17 protein-coding genes and 1 tRNA gene are annotated in these 16,655 nt (G+C 41.7%); 10 read left to right on the plus strand and 8 right to left on the minus strand.

The window, feature by feature from the left end; genetic code table 11:
* Nucleotides 1-21 precede the first annotated feature (21 nt).
* The 3 genes from prmC to E2P86_RS10855 all read left to right on the plus strand — a co-directional run bounded on the left by prmC (nt 22) and on the right by E2P86_RS10855 (nt 1,365).
* On the plus strand, nt 22-882 hold the full coding sequence (gene prmC / locus E2P86_RS10845; RefSeq protein ID WP_134432948.1) for a peptide chain release factor N(5)-glutamine methyltransferase: 861 nt from the start codon (nt 22-24) through the stop codon (nt 880-882).
* A gap of 139 nt (nt 883-1,021) precedes the next feature.
* A tRNA-Lys gene (locus E2P86_RS10850) sits at nt 1,022-1,094 on the plus strand.
* On the plus strand, nt 1,063-1,365 hold the full coding sequence (locus E2P86_RS10855; protein ID WP_134432950.1) for a hypothetical protein: 303 nt from the start codon (nt 1,063-1,065) through the stop codon (nt 1,363-1,365). Before E2P86_RS10850 ends, E2P86_RS10855 begins: the two co-directional genes overlap by 32 nt.
* Nucleotides 1,366-1,378: 13 nt before the next feature.
* On the opposite strand, the gene E2P86_RS10860 is transcribed toward E2P86_RS10855, so the two are convergent.
* The 3 genes from E2P86_RS10860 to E2P86_RS10870 all read right to left on the minus strand — a co-directional run bounded on the left by E2P86_RS10860 (nt 1,379) and on the right by E2P86_RS10870 (nt 2,962).
* Entirely contained in the window at nt 1,379-1,591 is a 213-nt protein-coding gene (locus E2P86_RS10860) for a hypothetical protein (protein ID WP_085471592.1), read from the minus strand.
* A complete protein-coding gene (locus E2P86_RS10865; protein ID WP_134432952.1) occupies nt 1,581-2,420 on the minus strand; it encodes a class I SAM-dependent methyltransferase in 840 nt (279 codons plus the stop codon). Before E2P86_RS10865 ends, E2P86_RS10860 begins: the two co-directional genes overlap by 11 nt.
* Before the next feature lie 269 nt (nt 2,421-2,689).
* Nucleotides 2,690-2,962 (minus strand): hypothetical protein, encoded by a 273-nt coding sequence (locus tag E2P86_RS10870; RefSeq protein WP_240775495.1) that lies wholly within the window; start codon nt 2,960-2,962, stop codon nt 2,690-2,692.
* Between the two features lie 119 nt (nt 2,963-3,081).
* On the opposite strand from E2P86_RS10870, the gene E2P86_RS10875 reads away from it, so the two are divergent.
* From E2P86_RS10875 to E2P86_RS18435, 5 genes are all read left to right on the plus strand, one after another.
* Nucleotides 3,082-3,897 carry an oxidoreductase gene (locus E2P86_RS10875; RefSeq protein ID WP_134432954.1) on the plus strand — a complete coding sequence of 272 codons (816 nt, stop codon included), beginning with the start codon at nt 3,082-3,084 and terminating at the stop codon, nt 3,895-3,897.
* 38 nt (nt 3,898-3,935) lie between these two features.
* Entirely contained in the window at nt 3,936-4,370 is a 435-nt protein-coding gene (locus E2P86_RS10880) for a DUF2147 domain-containing protein (protein ID WP_134432956.1), read from the plus strand.
* Nucleotides 4,371-4,375: 5 nt separating this feature from the next.
* Nucleotides 4,376-4,876, plus strand: a complete 501-nt coding sequence (locus E2P86_RS10885) for a hypothetical protein (RefSeq protein ID WP_134432958.1) — start codon at nt 4,376-4,378, stop codon at nt 4,874-4,876.
* Nucleotides 4,873-5,778 carry a helix-turn-helix domain-containing protein gene (locus E2P86_RS10890; RefSeq protein WP_134432960.1) on the plus strand — a complete coding sequence of 302 codons (906 nt, stop codon included), beginning with the start codon at nt 4,873-4,875 and terminating at the stop codon, nt 5,776-5,778. Before E2P86_RS10885 ends, E2P86_RS10890 begins: the two co-directional genes overlap by 4 nt.
* Before the next feature lie 437 nt (nt 5,779-6,215).
* The gene (locus E2P86_RS18435; RefSeq protein WP_449448552.1) at nt 6,216-6,293 is read left to right on the plus strand and encodes a hypothetical protein; all 78 of its coding nucleotides are present in this window, start codon (nt 6,216-6,218) and stop codon (nt 6,291-6,293) included.
* Nucleotides 6,294-6,462: 169 nt separating this feature from the next.
* On the opposite strand, the gene E2P86_RS10900 is transcribed toward E2P86_RS18435, so the two are convergent.
* Nucleotides 6,463-6,816 (minus strand): hypothetical protein, encoded by a 354-nt coding sequence (locus tag E2P86_RS10900; protein ID WP_134432962.1) that lies wholly within the window; start codon nt 6,814-6,816, stop codon nt 6,463-6,465.
* A gap of 557 nt (nt 6,817-7,373) precedes the next feature.
* Here E2P86_RS10900 and E2P86_RS10905 point away from each other — a divergent pair.
* Complete coding sequence (locus tag E2P86_RS10905; protein ID WP_134432964.1) at nt 7,374-8,012, plus strand: dihydrofolate reductase family protein; 639 nt, start codon at nt 7,374-7,376, stop codon at nt 8,010-8,012.
* A 67-nt stretch (nt 8,013-8,079) separates the two neighbouring features.
* Complete coding sequence (locus E2P86_RS10910) at nt 8,080-8,445, plus strand: nuclear transport factor 2 family protein (RefSeq protein WP_134432966.1); 366 nt, start codon at nt 8,080-8,082, stop codon at nt 8,443-8,445.
* Between the two features lie 104 nt (nt 8,446-8,549).
* Here the strand turns inward: E2P86_RS10910 and E2P86_RS10915 are convergent, their stop codons facing one another.
* Genes E2P86_RS10915 through E2P86_RS10930 form a run of 4 tightly spaced genes read right to left on the minus strand, consistent with a single transcriptional unit; the run spans nt 8,550 to nt 16,627 of the window.
* Complete coding sequence (locus E2P86_RS10915; RefSeq protein ID WP_134432968.1) at nt 8,550-9,722, minus strand: hypothetical protein; 1,173 nt, start codon at nt 9,720-9,722, stop codon at nt 8,550-8,552.
* Between the two features lie 11 nt (nt 9,723-9,733).
* Nucleotides 9,734-11,515, minus strand: a complete 1,782-nt coding sequence (locus E2P86_RS18440) for a BACON domain-containing protein (protein WP_166785188.1) — start codon at nt 11,513-11,515, stop codon at nt 9,734-9,736.
* Between the two features lie 17 nt (nt 11,516-11,532).
* Complete coding sequence (locus E2P86_RS10925) at nt 11,533-13,323, minus strand: RagB/SusD family nutrient uptake outer membrane protein (protein WP_134432972.1); 1,791 nt, start codon at nt 13,321-13,323, stop codon at nt 11,533-11,535.
* Between the two features lie 13 nt (nt 13,324-13,336).
* Nucleotides 13,337-16,627, minus strand: coding sequence for a SusC/RagA family TonB-linked outer membrane protein (locus E2P86_RS10930; protein WP_206367960.1), 3,291 nt, complete (start codon nt 16,625-16,627; stop codon nt 13,337-13,339).
* Nucleotides 16,628-16,655 lie beyond the last annotated feature (28 nt).

The following is a 16,655-nucleotide window of genomic DNA, read 5'->3' on the forward strand; positions in this document are numbered from 1 at the left end:
CGCTTATTGTATGTTTGTAGTATGAAAAATTACAGAGCAATAGCGGATACATACCGGGATGACCTCCAATCCTACTACAATCAAGACGAAAGCCGTCAGCTGTTCCTCTTGGCTTTTTCTCATATCACGGGCATGAAAAGCGCACAATTTGGCCTGATGCAGCAGAGCACACCAAACAGCGCCATGACGGAGCAGTTTCTGTCTATCCTTGCCGAGCTTGCTACCGGCCGGCCGATCCAGCATATCTTGGGCAAGGCAGATTTTTATGGCGAATCTTTCTATGTCAATGCACATACGCTGATCCCTCGCCCGGAGACCGAGGAGCTAGTGGATTTGATTATCCGCAATCACCCGGACAGCGGACTTCGTGTGCTGGATGTTGGTACAGGTTCAGGCTGTATTGCCATCTCATTGGCGAAGCACCTGTCGGGGGCCCGTGTATCGGCTATTGACATCTCCGCAGATGCTGTTGCTGTAGCACGCAGAAATGCAGATCACCTGGAGGTGGATGTGCAATTTGTAATTGCGGATATCTTGGAATGGGACTTAATCCTGCAAGCGGATCAGCAGTTTGATATCATCGTAAGCAACCCACCCTATATCACTCCGAAAGAACAAGCGGAGATGCACCCGAATGTATTGCGTCATGAACCGCATACTGCTCTTTTTGTGGAGGAGCACAATCCGTTATTGTTTTATAATGCTATTGCCGACCTGGCGAAGGTTCATCTGGCTGTTGGCGGGGTGCTATACTTCGAGATTAATCAATATTTAGGTCCCGAAACGGTGGATTTGCTCCAAAAGAAGGGCTTTACATCTGTGGAATTGCTGCAAGACATCAATGGAGCGGACCGAATGATCCGTGCGAGCATAAAAAATTAACATTTTTTTAATCTGAAAAACAGTGTTTTAAAGGCCTACAGCAAAAATAATCGCTGATATAGTTTGCACCTATAAACATTTTTTCTACCTTTGCATCACTCCAAACAACGAAGGATACTTCGAAAAAAGAAAGAGTAAAGATTCCGTAGCTCAGCTGGTAGAGCAATACACTTTTAATGTATGGGTCCTGGGTTCGAATCCCAGCGGGATCACAAAAAAGCAACTTCAAAAGAGTTGCTTTTTTTATTTTTAATCCCCTGGAATGAAAACCTGGGTTCGATTCGTGAAGGCTCAGGGTTGTGCTTGTGGATTGAGCGGCTGAGCAAACTTTCTCGCTCAGGACTGTGTACGGGCATTGCGGGGCTGAGCAAATCCCAGCGGTATCACAAAAAAGCAACTTCAAAAGGGTTGCTTTTTGTGTTTTTAATCCCCTGGGATGAGAACCTCGGTTCGCTTTCCAGTTTAGACCGTGTTTCATTGTAAAATTTAGCGATCATTACCTGCTGTTATTTTTCTTTCTTCCCCTTTTCATCGTACTGTAATTACACGCTTTGTTTTCTCTGTATTCAATTTTATGTTCAGATAGAAGCTGTACAATTATTTCGTTTGTTTCATCTTCGTTAAACCCCATTTTTTCTCCGAGATCAATTTCATTGAGTTGACCGTCATTTTCTATTAATGCTTTGTAATATTTTTCTTTATTTTCCATAATTATATTTTTTTTGCACAGCGATCATCATGTGTGGACTAAAGGGTAAAAGATAGCTATCGTTTTCAGTAACTTGAATAAGTTCCATTAATGTTCTTCGCTTTTTGTTATTCAGCATATTGGCAAAGTATTCTTTATCCAACCATGCCATACCCTCAACCGCATAAGTATTTAAATAGGTTAAGCCTTGATTTATAAATTCATCTTTTAGCTGTTCTGGCTTATGATAAAATGCTTCTGCTAAAAGCCAAGGGAAATCATCGGGCGGATTGTGCATACCCCTTACTAATTCTTCTTTGCACATTTCAAAAAATGGCTTTTTGTGAATTAAGCCATTTAAAAGACCAACCAATGTTGATGCCGTATAATTGATGGCAAAACCCAAAATAATTCCATCATTCTTTAAAATACGTTTAGCTTCGGAAATGGCTAAATCTCTATCCTCCTTTTTTTGCAGATGATAAAGAGGGCCATGCAGTATTATTAAGTCAGCATAATCATTTGGAAATTCCAATTTTCGAGCTTCTCCTAAGTGTACAGAAAATCTGTTCTTTAATCTATTCGCTCTGTTTTGGGCGATTTGTATATGTTTTGAAACAGGCTCTACCAAATGAACGTGATGTCCTTTTTTAGCAAGCCATTCCGAATACTTTCCCGTACCACCGCCAATGTCTATTATTTTTGAAGATGAAGTTGGTATATATTTTTCTATGAGTGATTTAATTCTTTCAAATTCAAATACGCCCATTCCTTTGTCAAGTCGAGTTTCTTCGGATGCTCTATTGTAAAATAGCTCTATAGCTCTACTTATTAACTGTTTACTATTCATTTTTATTCATCGTGTCACCACATTTTGAAATGTTGAATACACCGCAAAAGTGATAATGCAATCGATTTGATAATCGTTTGTTTTGTTTAAGATTAAGAAATAAGTCGATAGGATTATCTGTGCATTAAAAACCAAAAGATTTCAATGCATTAATCACTCTGTTTTTAGAGTTGTCTTTCGAGTAAGACCAGATAATATGTTAGATATAGTATAACAGACCACAAAGATAGAAATTTTGGATTAATGTTTAATGGTGAATTCGTGGTAATTCACTCCTCTTGTATCAAATGCTGTAAATCGGGATCATTCTTGATGCGTTCTATTTCGCTTTCTAGAATATGCACGACGTCCGCTTTGACCTGCCTGTAATTGGCTTCAACGACCTGCTTCATATTGTCTTTGTCGCTTTCATCGGCAAAGGATAATATCTGCGGTATCTCCTTATAGGCTTTGGTTTCTCTATATCCAACTTGCGCTCTAAAGTTCGAACCGTATGCAAGTATCAGATTTAGTTCTTGACTAGGTTTAGTCTTATCGCTCACGCCGAACCGATGAGTATTATAGAAAATCCGTAAAAAGTATACAACAATCGTGGATTTGTCTTAAAGCCGTAGCACTTCACTTAGGCATCTTTGTAGTATCAAATTTTAAATACTTAGAGATGAAAAAAGTAATTCTTATAACGGGAGCAAGCTCAGGGATGGGCAAAGAATCCGCAAAAGCACTTATCCAACAAGGACATATCGTTTACACCGTAGCACGACGCATTGAGCAAATGCAGGATCTCAGCGAATTAGGCGGACATCCTATCCAAATGGATGTTACCAAAGAAAGTGATATCCAAAATGTAGTGGACACAATCATTCAAAAAGAAGGGAAGATTGATGTATTGTGGAACAACGCTGGTTTTGGATTGTATGGCTCTATAGAGGACGTACCATTGGACGAGGCTCGAAAGCAAATGGAAGTGAACGTTTTTGGAATGGCTGCAATGACACAAAAAGTAGTGCCCTATATGCGTAAAGCTAATTCCGGAATTATCATAAATACTTCTTCAATGGGAGGAAAAATGTATTTCCCGATGGGTGCCTGGTACCACGCAAGTAAACATGCAGTGGAGGGATTGAGTGACTGTCTACGTCTAGAGTTGAAACCTTTTAACATCAAAGTCGTGGTTCTGGAACCCGGATTTATTGCCACTGAATTTGGAGCTGTCCTTTTAGATCAATTTGAAAAGCTACCAAAAAATAGTGCCTATAAAAATATGATGGAAAAAATTGCAAAGGGTACAGCTGATGCTGCTAAAGGAAACGCTTCTTCTAAACCAAGTGTGATTTCAGATGCCATTGTAAAAATCGTCAATTCCAAAAGCCCTAAAACGAGATACAAAGTCGGTAAATTTTCTAAAATGATGCCTTGGATGCGTATCTATCTTGGCGACAAGTTATTCGACTCTATCGTGATGAGTCAGATGTAATCAGTAAATAATGTTTAACAATCTATAAATTAAGAAAGATGAAATCAATTAAGATTGTACTCTTATTGATAATGGGAATGTTCGGCAACGTATATGCTCAAACCAAAAATGAGATTTTGGGGACCTGGGAATCTGATAAAAAAGACGTAGTAATTGAAGTCTTTAAGCAGGGGGGCAAATACTATGGAAAATATATCTGGGGGAAGGAAATCGTTGAGAGCGATGGAAAAACCTCTAAAAAAGATATAAAAAATCCCGATAAAACTTTACGAACGCGAAACATTGTAGGTATCACAAGTTTAACCGGCTTAAAATGGAATGGAGAGGAATACATAGATGGAAAAATCTATAACGCTCCAAGCGGAGATACCTATAGCTGCAAGATTTGGATTAAAAACAATAAACTATCTTTACGAGGGTATTTAGGTTTTTCGCTGTTGGGACAAACGGCAGTTTTTCATCGATATCAATAAAAAACATGAACTTGATCGATTATACAACCAACTGGATAAAAGGCGAATTATTTGAAGCCAGATTAATTGTCGCCTTTGGTATTTTGACTATTACTGCGGGATTCCTGTTCTGGAAAATTGGAACAACTCCTAACGCAAAAGCCTTATTGATTCCCCTACTTGTGGTTGGCACTATTTATTCGGCAATTGGCGGAGGAATGTTATATTCAAACCCAAAAAGGATGATAGAATTACCACAAAAGTACGAACGAGACAAAATAGAATTTACAAAATCTGAAAAGAAGCGTGTTGATGATTTTCAATATGGATACAAAGTCTCAAAAATCGTAGCGACCATCTTTTTTACACTGACATTGATTATTTTCTGGACAACCAAAAACCCGATCTGGATGGGAATCGGTATCGCACTGACCTATTTTGCTTTAGCTGGATTGGTTATCGATTATTTTTCACAGGAAAGAGCAGCTATATACTACTCGCAAATTTTAAAGGAAATAGAAAAATGAAACCGATTATAAACATTAAAAGCATTTCGGACATCAATAATTTTGTACAGCACAGAACGTCTCACCCATTGGTTACGGTAATTGATTTTAGTAAAATGGATGAAATAATGGAAGAAGGCACTCGTGTCAGTTGTGATTTTTATTCCATTATGTTCAAAAACTATTGTGCCAACAATATGAAATATGGACGACAATCCTACGATTTTCAGGAAGGCAGCCTTGTTTGCATTGCTCCTAAACAAGTGGTAACCATGGATACTGAAATCGAAAAAAAAGAAGATATGATGGGATGGGGACTGTTCTTTCATCCCGATCTGTTACGTGGTACCTCTTTGGGTACAAAGATGAAAGATTATACCTTTTTCTCCTACGAAACTTCAGAAGCTTTGCATATGTCCGACAAGGAAAAGGAAATTCTGTACGACTGCATTCAGAAAATTGAAACCGAACTACGGGAGAACATTGACAATCATAGCCAAACGTTGATCGTGTCCAATATTGAACTTTTGCTCAATTATTGCCAACGTTATTATGGCAGACAGTTTATTACAAGAAATAACTTCAACAGAGACATTTTATCACAAGTAGAAAATATTTTACGTAAATATTTTAACTCCGAAGATTTAAAAAAAAATGGATTACCATCGGTAAGCTACCTTGCTGATAAAGTAAACCTCTCACCTAATTATCTGAGTGATCTATTGAAGAAAGAAACTGGGATGAATGCTAAGGATCATATACATCACCACCTGATAGAAGAAGCCAAAAATATTCTTTTAGGTACGAATAAAAGTATTAGTGAAATAGCTTATGAACTTGGGTTTGAGTATCCACAGTATTTTAGCAAATTATTCAAACAAAAAACAGGGAATACACCCCAGGAATTCCGGAATTTGAATTAGTAAGTATTATGAGTTTTAGGAAGTAAAAAAACACAATAAACGCCTTCCTCTCTCAACTATCTTCTAAAATTAGGCAGCGATTAATTCACTAAGCAGTTTCAAATCTTCCAACAATTGGTTCAAATTTTGTACCATAAGGTTTACAAAAAAGCAACTTCAAAAGAGTTGTTTTTTTGTTTTAATCCCTTGGGATGAGAACCTGGGTTCGATTCGTGAAGGCTCAGCGCTGTGTCCGGGTATTGCGGGGCTGAGCAAATCCCAGCGGCGCTCCTCTCCATCATTTTAAAACTCTCAATAAAACCATAGGTGTTATGGGACAAGAAATATCTAATTGCTGTTAAATTCTGGCTTGACAACTGGGCCAGCTAATCCATTTTTTTTTTGAATACGATGAACAGGTTCGAAGGACCATTTGTATCACTAATCCTATTAAAAGAATGTGCCATCAGATTCGTAAAATCACGAAGACTAAAGGTGCATTCAGTTCTGGGCAGGTTTTTGTAAAGTTAATGTGAAGACTTACTATTTTTCAAACAGTTGAAGCCTTCCACATTTCAAGCATTGAATAAATATAAAAACACACTTCATTGTGAGCTCCTCCCAGTTCGGGACTATTTGAAAGTCACAATAAAGGGAACATTCAAAAAATATTTATACTTCCTTTTATCCGTAATGTAGTAGCTACTACCTTCTTCTAGGCGCACTTCTAGTATGAGGCTTAACATAGGTTCCATTTTTACGATAATACCCCTTCACTTGGACAGTTCCCCCAGAGGCACTACCTGAAGGATAATTACTCACTTTGCTTCCAGGAGAGGTATAGCTACTATCCAAAGAAACTGCGCTAACTAAATTATCAGGTTTATAATGCGAGTAGGATGAATTTCTAATCCATCCATAATAGTTATTCCATTTTACTTTACTTCGTTCCGAATTACCCTTAGTTACATATATAGAGGAGCCTTTGGGAATAATAACTTTAGTAATGGTAGATTCTTTCGAATTACGAAAAACAACAGCATCCTCTGTTGTATACATAGTATAATAATTGGTTACACAAGAAGTGAAAAATGATAAAAAAAATATGATCATTACAAGTGAAAGGCCTTTTCTTTTCATAATTGAATTAATACAGTTCGCAATAGAAAAATAGTATTTTGCAATAAAATAGTTGTTTTTTTTGAGCAACACAATACAGCAAAACAACTAAACCATGAAGATTATTAATTATATTGAACATAAATTACGGGAATCCGTATTTAGCTTGTTTTATTTAAAAAAATAATTTGCTATTAAATTGCTGCACCGGTTTATCAAAAAAATAACGATTAACACAAATACCAAATGTAAAATATTACTAAATATGAGGCATCGATTACCTATTTGGGTAGATTTACCCTATATTAAAGGAAACAAATAAAAGGACTATTGTCCACTTAATTGTGAATAAGCCAGATGTTTAGAGAAAAACTGAAATTAGTAATTAAATAAAGGCGGAATGTGGGTATAGCAACTATTTTGAGTAAGTATAGGTTTTTCAGAATCAATTACTAATTTTAAAAAGAAGGAAATCGCACCAAACCTGTAACAAAAAAATGAGCAAGATAATATTTGATAGCGGAATATCCCTAGACGGCTTCTTTGCAGGAGACAACAGAGGCCCAGAGAACCCCATGGGAGGTGTTTCGGCACAAATACATTCCTGGATGTTCAATCAAAAAGCATTCTGGGCGTATCTTGGGGTCGAAGGCGGCAAGGAAGATACCCTTGATGGTACGTATATCAGAGAAACCATTGCACGCACGGGGGCCTTCATCATGGGTAAACGCATGTTTGAGGAAGGCGAGGCAAGTTGGCCAAATGACCTATACAAAGCAGATGTTTACGTGCTAACGCATGAAATACGAGAACCTTGGGTGCAAGAAGGTAGTACAACCTTTTATTTTATCAACGATGGCATCGAGAGTGCACTCGACAAAGCCATAAAATCCGCAAAAGGAAAAGACGTCAGAATACAAGGTGGCGCAAACACAATCCAGCAGTTTTTGAATGCCGGACTGGTAGACGAATTTTTCATACATATTGCTCCCGTGTTCTTAGGCAGTGGTATTAGACTCTTTGAGGGGATTGATAAAGATATCTATGATATTAAAATTATAGAAGTTTTACCGTCCGATTTCACAACGCACTTACGGTATAAACTGACAAAAAAGAGCGCCTCGCTCACACAATGAGTTCAATGCTCCCGTCATTAAACCAACGTCCACTAGCACCCAACAAGACACCTCCAAAAACCAAACGATGATAACGAAAAACGATATTCTAGCGCTAGAAAACCAACTTTACGACGCAATGAAAAGCAGTAACGTCGAAGCACTGGACAAACTGCTGCATAAGGATCTACTATTTATCGTTCCCAGCGGAGAAACCATCACCAAGGAAATGGGTTTAGAAACCTACCGTTCTGGAATGCTCAAAATAGATACACTTACACCAGCAATTGAAGCACTAAATATCATAGACGATCTTGCCATCGTTACCGTACAAATCAAGCTCAACGGAAATTACGGTGGGCAAGTCTTCGAAGCCCAATACAAGTATATCCGGTTTTGGAAAAAATTCGCTGACGGAATAAAAGTCGTAGGTGGAAGCGGCAGTTCAGTCTAACCCATAATGTCCAGGCAATCGATAAGGCCAGAGAAGCCCTCAAAAGAAGAAGTCCCAATAAAAAAACAGCCCCCAATTAAAATTGAGGGCTGTTTAGCAGAATATTACTTCTTAGCGCCATCAAAAACAAAAATATTCTGATAATGCTTCGTATCCTGCTGCGTAATTCCACGCGACGTATAGCCAAGATACAACTTACCCTTATACACCTTGATACCTTCCGATTCCATCGCCCCCAATTCGGTAATCCCAATACTCTTTAACGCATTTCGATCAGAGATAACGGCCACCTGCGTCCGTTCCTCCACGATATTACCGTTAAAATCAAAAATAGTAACATACGATTGAGACACATCATCGGTAAAAAAGCTACCAAACAAATTATAATTAGACTGCCCTTCGACATAATACAATTTATCCTTATGAACATCGAACCCCTGCCAGTCGTAATAAGTCGCATTAGCATTTCCATAGCCCGTTTTACGGAACTTCATCTTGGCAACCGGTGTCAGCTTCGTCAAATCCCGACAGTAGACAGTATAGCTCTTCTTATTCAAGGAAGATGGGTTATTCGTTTCAAAACCGTCCGTGCTTTCCACCACCGTGTTCGTCATCGTCGCCTGCCTCGCCTCACTCAACTTAAACACCATAAAGCAACGAAATACATTATTGGTCGGATCCGCATAATTAATCGTCAGTAAATCATTCTCGGCATCAATGGAAGGATGCATATCCGTATACCCTTTGCCAATATAATAATACTCATCACACTCATTCGTCTTTACCGTCTTTCCCTTGACATACTTAACACGGCCGATCAACTTTTCATTCCAGTATTCCCCCGCATTGTTGGCGCTCCCATACGCACCGATCCACACATACCGATCCGACCCGACCTCCTCCATCGCTGTATTGGTACCGTGTCCAAAGTAACTCAGCTTCATAAAGTCTGTGTTCGCGGTCAATATCGAAGTGTTTTTATTTACGGCAGACTTCACTAGATTAATCTGATGCTTTACAGCGCTCTCCCCACTCTGCGTATACCAGATCGAACCGTCGCTATCAAAATTAAACCCCTGCATCGCATTATTTCCCAGCAAAGCAGTATTTCGGCTATAGATATTTGCTGCCGCATCAAAAGCAGAAATATTGGTGGTCGACTTCTTATCGGTCTGGTCCACCGCAGGTTTTACTATTTCGGGAAGCGGAAATTTGGAGCAGCCCGCTAAGCTCCAAACACTCGCTAAACCTAACATATATTTTACTACTGTTTTCATATTCCTCAACATTAATACTGTTCAACTTTAATATCATCTACCCAAATACGATAATGTGCACTTCCCGAATACGGATAGGTGCGTATCACCACCCTGGTGTTCTTTGTCGCACCACTCACCTTCACCTGATGTTGGGTCGGTATCGTGGTCTGGTACAAAGGCCCCTTCGTAACCGGATCTACATTTGACTTCATGGTCACCGACGCTTGCTTATCGCTATCAATGACTCCCGTCGCTCCTGCATCTGTTATTTTGCCGTCCCCTTCGATCTGTATATAGTGCTTCAGAAAATCTTCCCCCCAATTGTGATAGGGTTCAAAATAAGCAGCGGTATTTGTTGTAATCAAAATATTGGCAGGAACATCGCCTAGTTTATCCAGCTTTGCCGTCCTCAAATTACCCGTAGCCGATGCGGATGCCAGACGGATTCCTCCAGTAAATGGAAACGCATTTTCACCATTCCAACCCGCATAATCTGCTGCTGTTAGATTTTTACCGTACTTAGCACCATCCCAATAAGCATCCCATAACACCGGAGCGCCCGTTGGACCCAAGTTGCCCGCAAAGGCGTTCGCCAGATTGTTGTTCCATGAGTTGGTGCGTATATCCGTACCTTTAATCACATCAGAGCGCGGGTCCATTCCTGCACGGATATCAGCTTCGATAGGCTGAACCCCAAATGCTTGATAGATCGGAGATCCGCCCCACCAGAAATCATCAAAATCTTTGTAGAGCACCACATTGCTTCCCAAAACCTCTTCCCGTGGTGTAGAAAACTGAAAATAACTCACATCTGAATCTACATTATTGGAGTTAACCGTTTTATGCACAATCCGAAACCAATACGTAGTATTTGGCGTTAAAGCGGCAAAGGCAAATCGATTAAAATCAAAGAAGTAAGATCCTGTCCCAATGCTAGTCGAGCTCAACCAGTTTACCTGATTGGCATAGCGGCGGATAGCCGGACCATATTGACTGGTTGCCAATTCCAGTTCGAACGTACGGGAAACACCTGAATTTTTAATGTATTTACCCCAATCCAATACTGCCATCCGTGGTAAAACCTTAACAAGCGTTACGGTTGGACTTTCCAGTGGATCTAATCCCCCATCTACTTTTACCCGGCTCTTTACGATGAAGCTATTCTTCAATCCACGACTGGCCACCTCCAGATTTATCTTGATCTGGATCTCTCCGGTCTGTGTAGGCACTCCGACCAAAGGGATATTAATCGTCGCATTTCCAGCCACTAAATTTGTGGACTGCGGCTCCCCTATCTTTAATCCTTTACTGCCGGGGCCTTCCAGCTCAAACTTCAGGTCAACTTGATCCGAAGATGCTCCCTTTTGGTAAGGCAGCTGCAACATTTGACCATCTACCGCCTGGTTGATCAGAAAACTAGAGGCAACAATAGGTTTGTCGAACACCAAGTTTCCTTCGTCCTGCGTAATTAAAACATCGAAACTCTTTCCCCCTTGTGTGATGTTCACCTTACCCTCGCGCGCGTTCCCTGTATTTTGCTGGACTTGGATCTGCACCTGCTGCTCCGACGCCCCTTTCCCCTCTCCAGAAGCAGGGCTCACGGTGATCCAATCCGTACTGGATGAAGCCGACCAGGAACCGGATGACTTTATGGCAAAGTCTTTGCTGTTTGCCAGGTACTCAAAGTTCAACCCATCGGATTGACGTTGAAAAAGGTTTAGGAGCTCGTCCTTGGAACATGAGCTCAATCCGCATAGTCCGATTAGCAACCAGACTATGCATCTATTTATTGAATAATTAATACTTTTCATTACTTCCTGCCTGAGATTTACCATTCATTGTTTTGACCTAAATTGGGATTGATATTAATGGCCGCTTGCGGTATCGGGTAATAGTACATCTTGTCCAACCATATCCGATCTAGCTTATACACCAGATTATTATCCGAATTAATCCCGTACGTTGTTGCCGCATCCCCCGCCTTAGCGGTGATTTGCACATACGTAACACCAGGTTCTGTCGCCGTCGGGCGCGGACTGCTCGTCGAGTAAAAACAGATATCATTCTTTCCATCGCCACTCATATCAAAAGGCTTACCGAGTTCGGGAATATATATACCTGCCATCTCGACCGTCAACTTCTGCCCTAGCTTCCATCGCATCAGATCGTCGCGTCTGACATCTTCCATCAGCATTTCAACCGCCCGCTCTCTACGCACTTCCAAAATCCATTTATCGGATACCCCTTCATAATAGTTTTGCAGGTACGGGTCGGCCACGGATGGCTCTTTCCCATTAACACCCGAGCGCTCCCGGAGCAAACGGATACTCTTGTTCCACTCTTCGGTATGCATTTCTCCCAGCTCGGCCTTCGCTTCGGCATAGTTCAAAAGAATTTCTGCAAAGCGGAATACAGACAGTGAGTTTTGACTACTGGTGTTGCTTTCAAAGGCATCATCGTCCATGTTCCATTTGATAATTCGATAATAGGTCAGCTGCGACCCCAAGCCCGGAAATACCTTGGCAAAATCGTTGGTCTCTGTGCCCGCTACTTTCTTCCGGTATGCCGGTGTGATAATAGACTGCTGTAAGCGATAATCCCGGTTTTTAAATTCCTCAGAAAAGACCTTCTTATTGTAGTTTGGGAGGTCCGTATAGCGCGAACCATCCAGGTTCAAGTACATATTGACAAAAGCTTTGGTAACCGAATTTCGCTGCCCCGCTGTTCCCGATGAAAAAAACCAAGAGGCATCATGTACCCTATTTTCCTCGATATTCATCTCATTGGAAAGGATCACTTCCTTATACTGCGGAGCCAGGCTTTTAAAAACTTTCTTGTAATTAGTACTTTCCTCTCCCACAGTCCCCAACAGGCCAAAAGGACTCTTGCTCATCAGCTCCTGCGATGCCGCGAGACTCGCTTGCAACCATTTCTCCGAATCCGCCAATCCGTGGTATTTCCGGAACGTACCCTCAAACAGGCAAATCCTAGATTTTAAAGCCAATGCCACATACCGGTTGATGACATTCTTATTGACATACTTATCTTCCTGGGAGCAGTGGAGTATCGCAAAATCCAGATCCTCCAGCACATGTTGCATCACCATCTCCCGCGGATCGCGCCCCTTGTATAACTGCGCCTCATCATTAGGGTCTATCGGTTCGCCATACCAAGGCACATCCCCAAATAGCTTGACCTTATCCCAATAAAACCAAGCGCGCCAAAAGCGGCCCACCCCTTCATAGTGCTTTACCAAGGCGTCATTGTTTAACTTAGCGGCCGATTTCTGTAGGTTGACCAAAAAGTAATTGACATTGTAAAGTTGTTCCCACGTACCTGCCGTCCAGTTGTTGGTCGTCAACGCATTAAACCCCGGTTTCAAAAAAGCTTCCGTCTGTGTGGTCACACTGATATCACTGTATTGATCCCCTCGAGTGAGATTCTCTACGGACGGGAGATAACGGGTTAAAAAACCATTTGCATAGGTTTTCAAAGCACTTTCTGAATCGAAATACGTCTCTGCCGAAATCGAACGAATCGGTTCCTGATTCAGATTTTTTTGACAGGATAAGAATAATATCGCAACGCTTAACCCTAACATATTTTTATTAAAATTCATCTCTCTTTATCTTTTAAAATGAAATATTCAACCCTACGGTATAGCTTTTTGTCATGGGATACCCATAGCCCTGACCATCTGTTCCAGTTACCGCACTATAGTCGGAGTCCCCTGCTGTAATCTGTTCCGGGTCATAGTTCGGTGCATGCTTCTTCAGTGGAGACCAAAAGAATAGATTCTCGCCAGAAAGGTAAACGCGCATCTGCCCGACACCATATTTCTTTAATACATCTGCCGGAATGGTATAATCTACCGTTAGATTCTTAAGTCTGGTATACCGTGCATTTTGGATGTAACGATCATTTGCAGCACGCAATGTACCACGTCCCGATGCCGCAAGGGAACCCCGCAACCGTGGCCAATAGGCGTTGGGATCTGGATTTTCTTCGGTCCAGCGGTCTGCATTTTGCCAAGGCAAGGAATAACCATAGGTCCGATTATACTGTCCCCAGAAGTAGCCCGATTCACCGGCTGGATACCAGTAGCGCTGCATAATTCCCTGGAAGAAAGCTGAAACCCCAATTCCTTTGTAGCGCGCACCAAGGTTGATTCCAAAATGATAGCGCGGTGATGAATTACCTATTTTGTATAAGTCACCATGATTCTGAAGGGTGTTGTTACCGTTGTCCACTTCTCCACTACCATCCAAATCGGCAAATTTCAAATCTCCCGCATTCCAGCTGACATTATCACCACTCCAAAATGTCTTAGACTGCGCCGTTACGCCCCAAGCCTGCGCCTCTTCGTCCGTAGCAAATAGCCCTTCAACATGATACCCCCAAATTTCACCAAGCTCCATCCCTTCGTAGTACGCATTAGAATACAACGTCGGTAAGGTGTTCGTCTTACTCGTATATTTGGTAATAATGGACTTACTATCCCATAAAGCCAGCTTCACATGGTAGTTAAAGTTTTCGCCATTCAAATTAAACTTGTCCTTATAGCCCAATGCCAATTCGAAACCACGGGTGCGCATATCGGCATTATTGCCCTTAGGTGATGTATAGCCCGCCACTGCCGGAATTTCCGCGCCTACGACAAACATATTGGTGGTATTCTTCTCATAGATGTCCGCAACAAAGTTTAACCGGCCCTGAAACAAATCGATATCCAACCCTAAATCTGTGGTTGAAGCCTTCTCCCAGGTCAATGTTCGTGGAATGGGTGACGGAGCCGAAGTATTGGACTCCTTCGTACCGTTAGTCAGTACGCCCGTAGATTTCGAAATAGCCATCATCTCCATATACAGGTATGGATCTACGTTTCCATTACCTGCCGATCCGATCGAAAAGCGCCACTTCAGATTATCTAACCACGAGATGCCTTTCATAAACGATTCCTGAGACATGCGCCACCCCACCGAGGCCGAAGGAAAGAAGCCCCATTGTTGATTGGATGGAAACTTTGAACTTCCATCGTAGCGACCACTAGCCTCTAAAAGGTACTTGCTTTTGTAATTATAGCTCACACGGTAAAAAGCACCGTTAAAACCCCAGGCATAACTTCCCAAATCCTGCAACGTCAAATTGGTTCCATCCATCAATGAAAAGTTCGGTTGATCCGGTTTCAACAACCCATCTTTCATCATCTGAATGGAGTAGTACTTCTTATTTTCAATATTCCAACCCGCCAAAACATCCAAATAATGATCGGCGGATAGCTGTGGTGTATAATTGACTGTAGCATTGGCGACATGGTATTCCGTTTCGTAATCGCGTTGATCCAGGTAGCTTAGCAATGGGTAGTTGATCTGCAAACCGGGCCCGTTCGAATAGCTTACGGGATTGCTCACATCATAGCGCTTGGAATGGTTGTACAGGTAGGTATAATCTCCCTTTAGCTGCAATACTTTATCGATCAGGTTTACAGTCAGAAAAGTGGTGTTTTTGAGATCAAATTTAAAGTTATCCCGGTAATTGTTTCCATCGGCCATCGCTGCATATCCGGTATACACAGCCGTAGCCGTCCAGGTGCCATCGGGGTTCTTGACCTTGGTCAACGGATACCCCTGATGTTCGATGTTTCGTGGGATCGTTAAGGAACTTGGGTTCCCAAAAGGTTGATGATAGGTTCTACGGATAAAATCTGTATTATTTTCCAGCCGTATCTTTTTACCGATATTGATTCCTCCCTTTGCCCTGAAATTGATCTGCTTGAATTTCTCATCTCCAATACGATAAATGCCACCCTGCTCAAAGTAGCGAGAGGAAACAATAAAATCCGAAACCTCTCCGCCCCCCGATAGATTCAGGTTATGCTGCATGCCATAGGTGGCTTTATTATAAAACTCATTATGCCAATTGGTCTCCCCATAATACTGATACAAGCCATTTTTATCGATATCCCAATCCAAATAACTGTTCTCGGGATCATTCTTGCGCTTTTTAAACTCATCTTCCCACGCTTGGCTCCACGGAAAGAAGTTATTGATACCCGTTGGCAAGGCATGTCGATACGCGACATGTGCCTCTTTAAAATTGTCGTACCAAACTTGAGGATCCGTTTCAAATTTTGGTCTTACGGTTTCCTGATAAACATTGAAGCTTGGGCTATAATTGATGCTTACCTTATCCCGCTTGGCTTTTTTAGTGGTCACCAAAACAACCCCAAATGCACCGCGCGCACCATAGACCGCTGTAGACGAAGCATCCTTCAAAACGGATATATTTTCGATATCCTCGGGATTGATTGCCGTTAAATCGGCTTCAACCCCATCTACCAGCGTCAATGCAGAACCACCAGCGCCAATCGATTGCGTGTTTCCACGGATATTAATCGTGGCACTACGGCTCGGCTTACCATCCACCATACTGATGTTCACACCGGGAATCTGCCCCTGTAGGGAGCGCAACACATAGGCATTGGGTCTATTGTGCACCTCGTCTCCCGATAAGGTCGAAACAGCGCCGACGACATTCTTTCGCAACTGGGTTCCATAGCCGACCACAACGACCTCATCTAGGGTATGGTCGCGAACCTGCAAGACCACCCGCAACTCTTCGGTATTTTTCACTTCCACGCTTGCTTGGTCATACCCAACCGCAGTAAAATGCAAGATGCTTCCTACCGCAGGTGATTTTACCGAAAATCGTCCTTGGGCATCGGTATACACCACTTCCAAACCATCCCCTACACGGACAGTAACATTCGCTAATGGCTCATTCGCTGCATTGACGACCTGCCCTCGAATCTCTTTTTGCTCCATCATAATTCGTGCAGAACTATCGGAAGCGAGGGCTATTTGTGGCCAAATAAATGGCATGGCAAGCCCAATCAAAATTGGTTTTACAATTTTTGGTCCCATAATTTTATATTGTGTTAATACGCTACGC

Origin of the sequence: Sphingobacterium psychroaquaticum (assembly GCF_004421025.1) — a bacterium.
Taxonomy (GTDB): Bacteria; Bacteroidota; Bacteroidia; order Sphingobacteriales; family Sphingobacteriaceae; genus Sphingobacterium; species Sphingobacterium psychroaquaticum.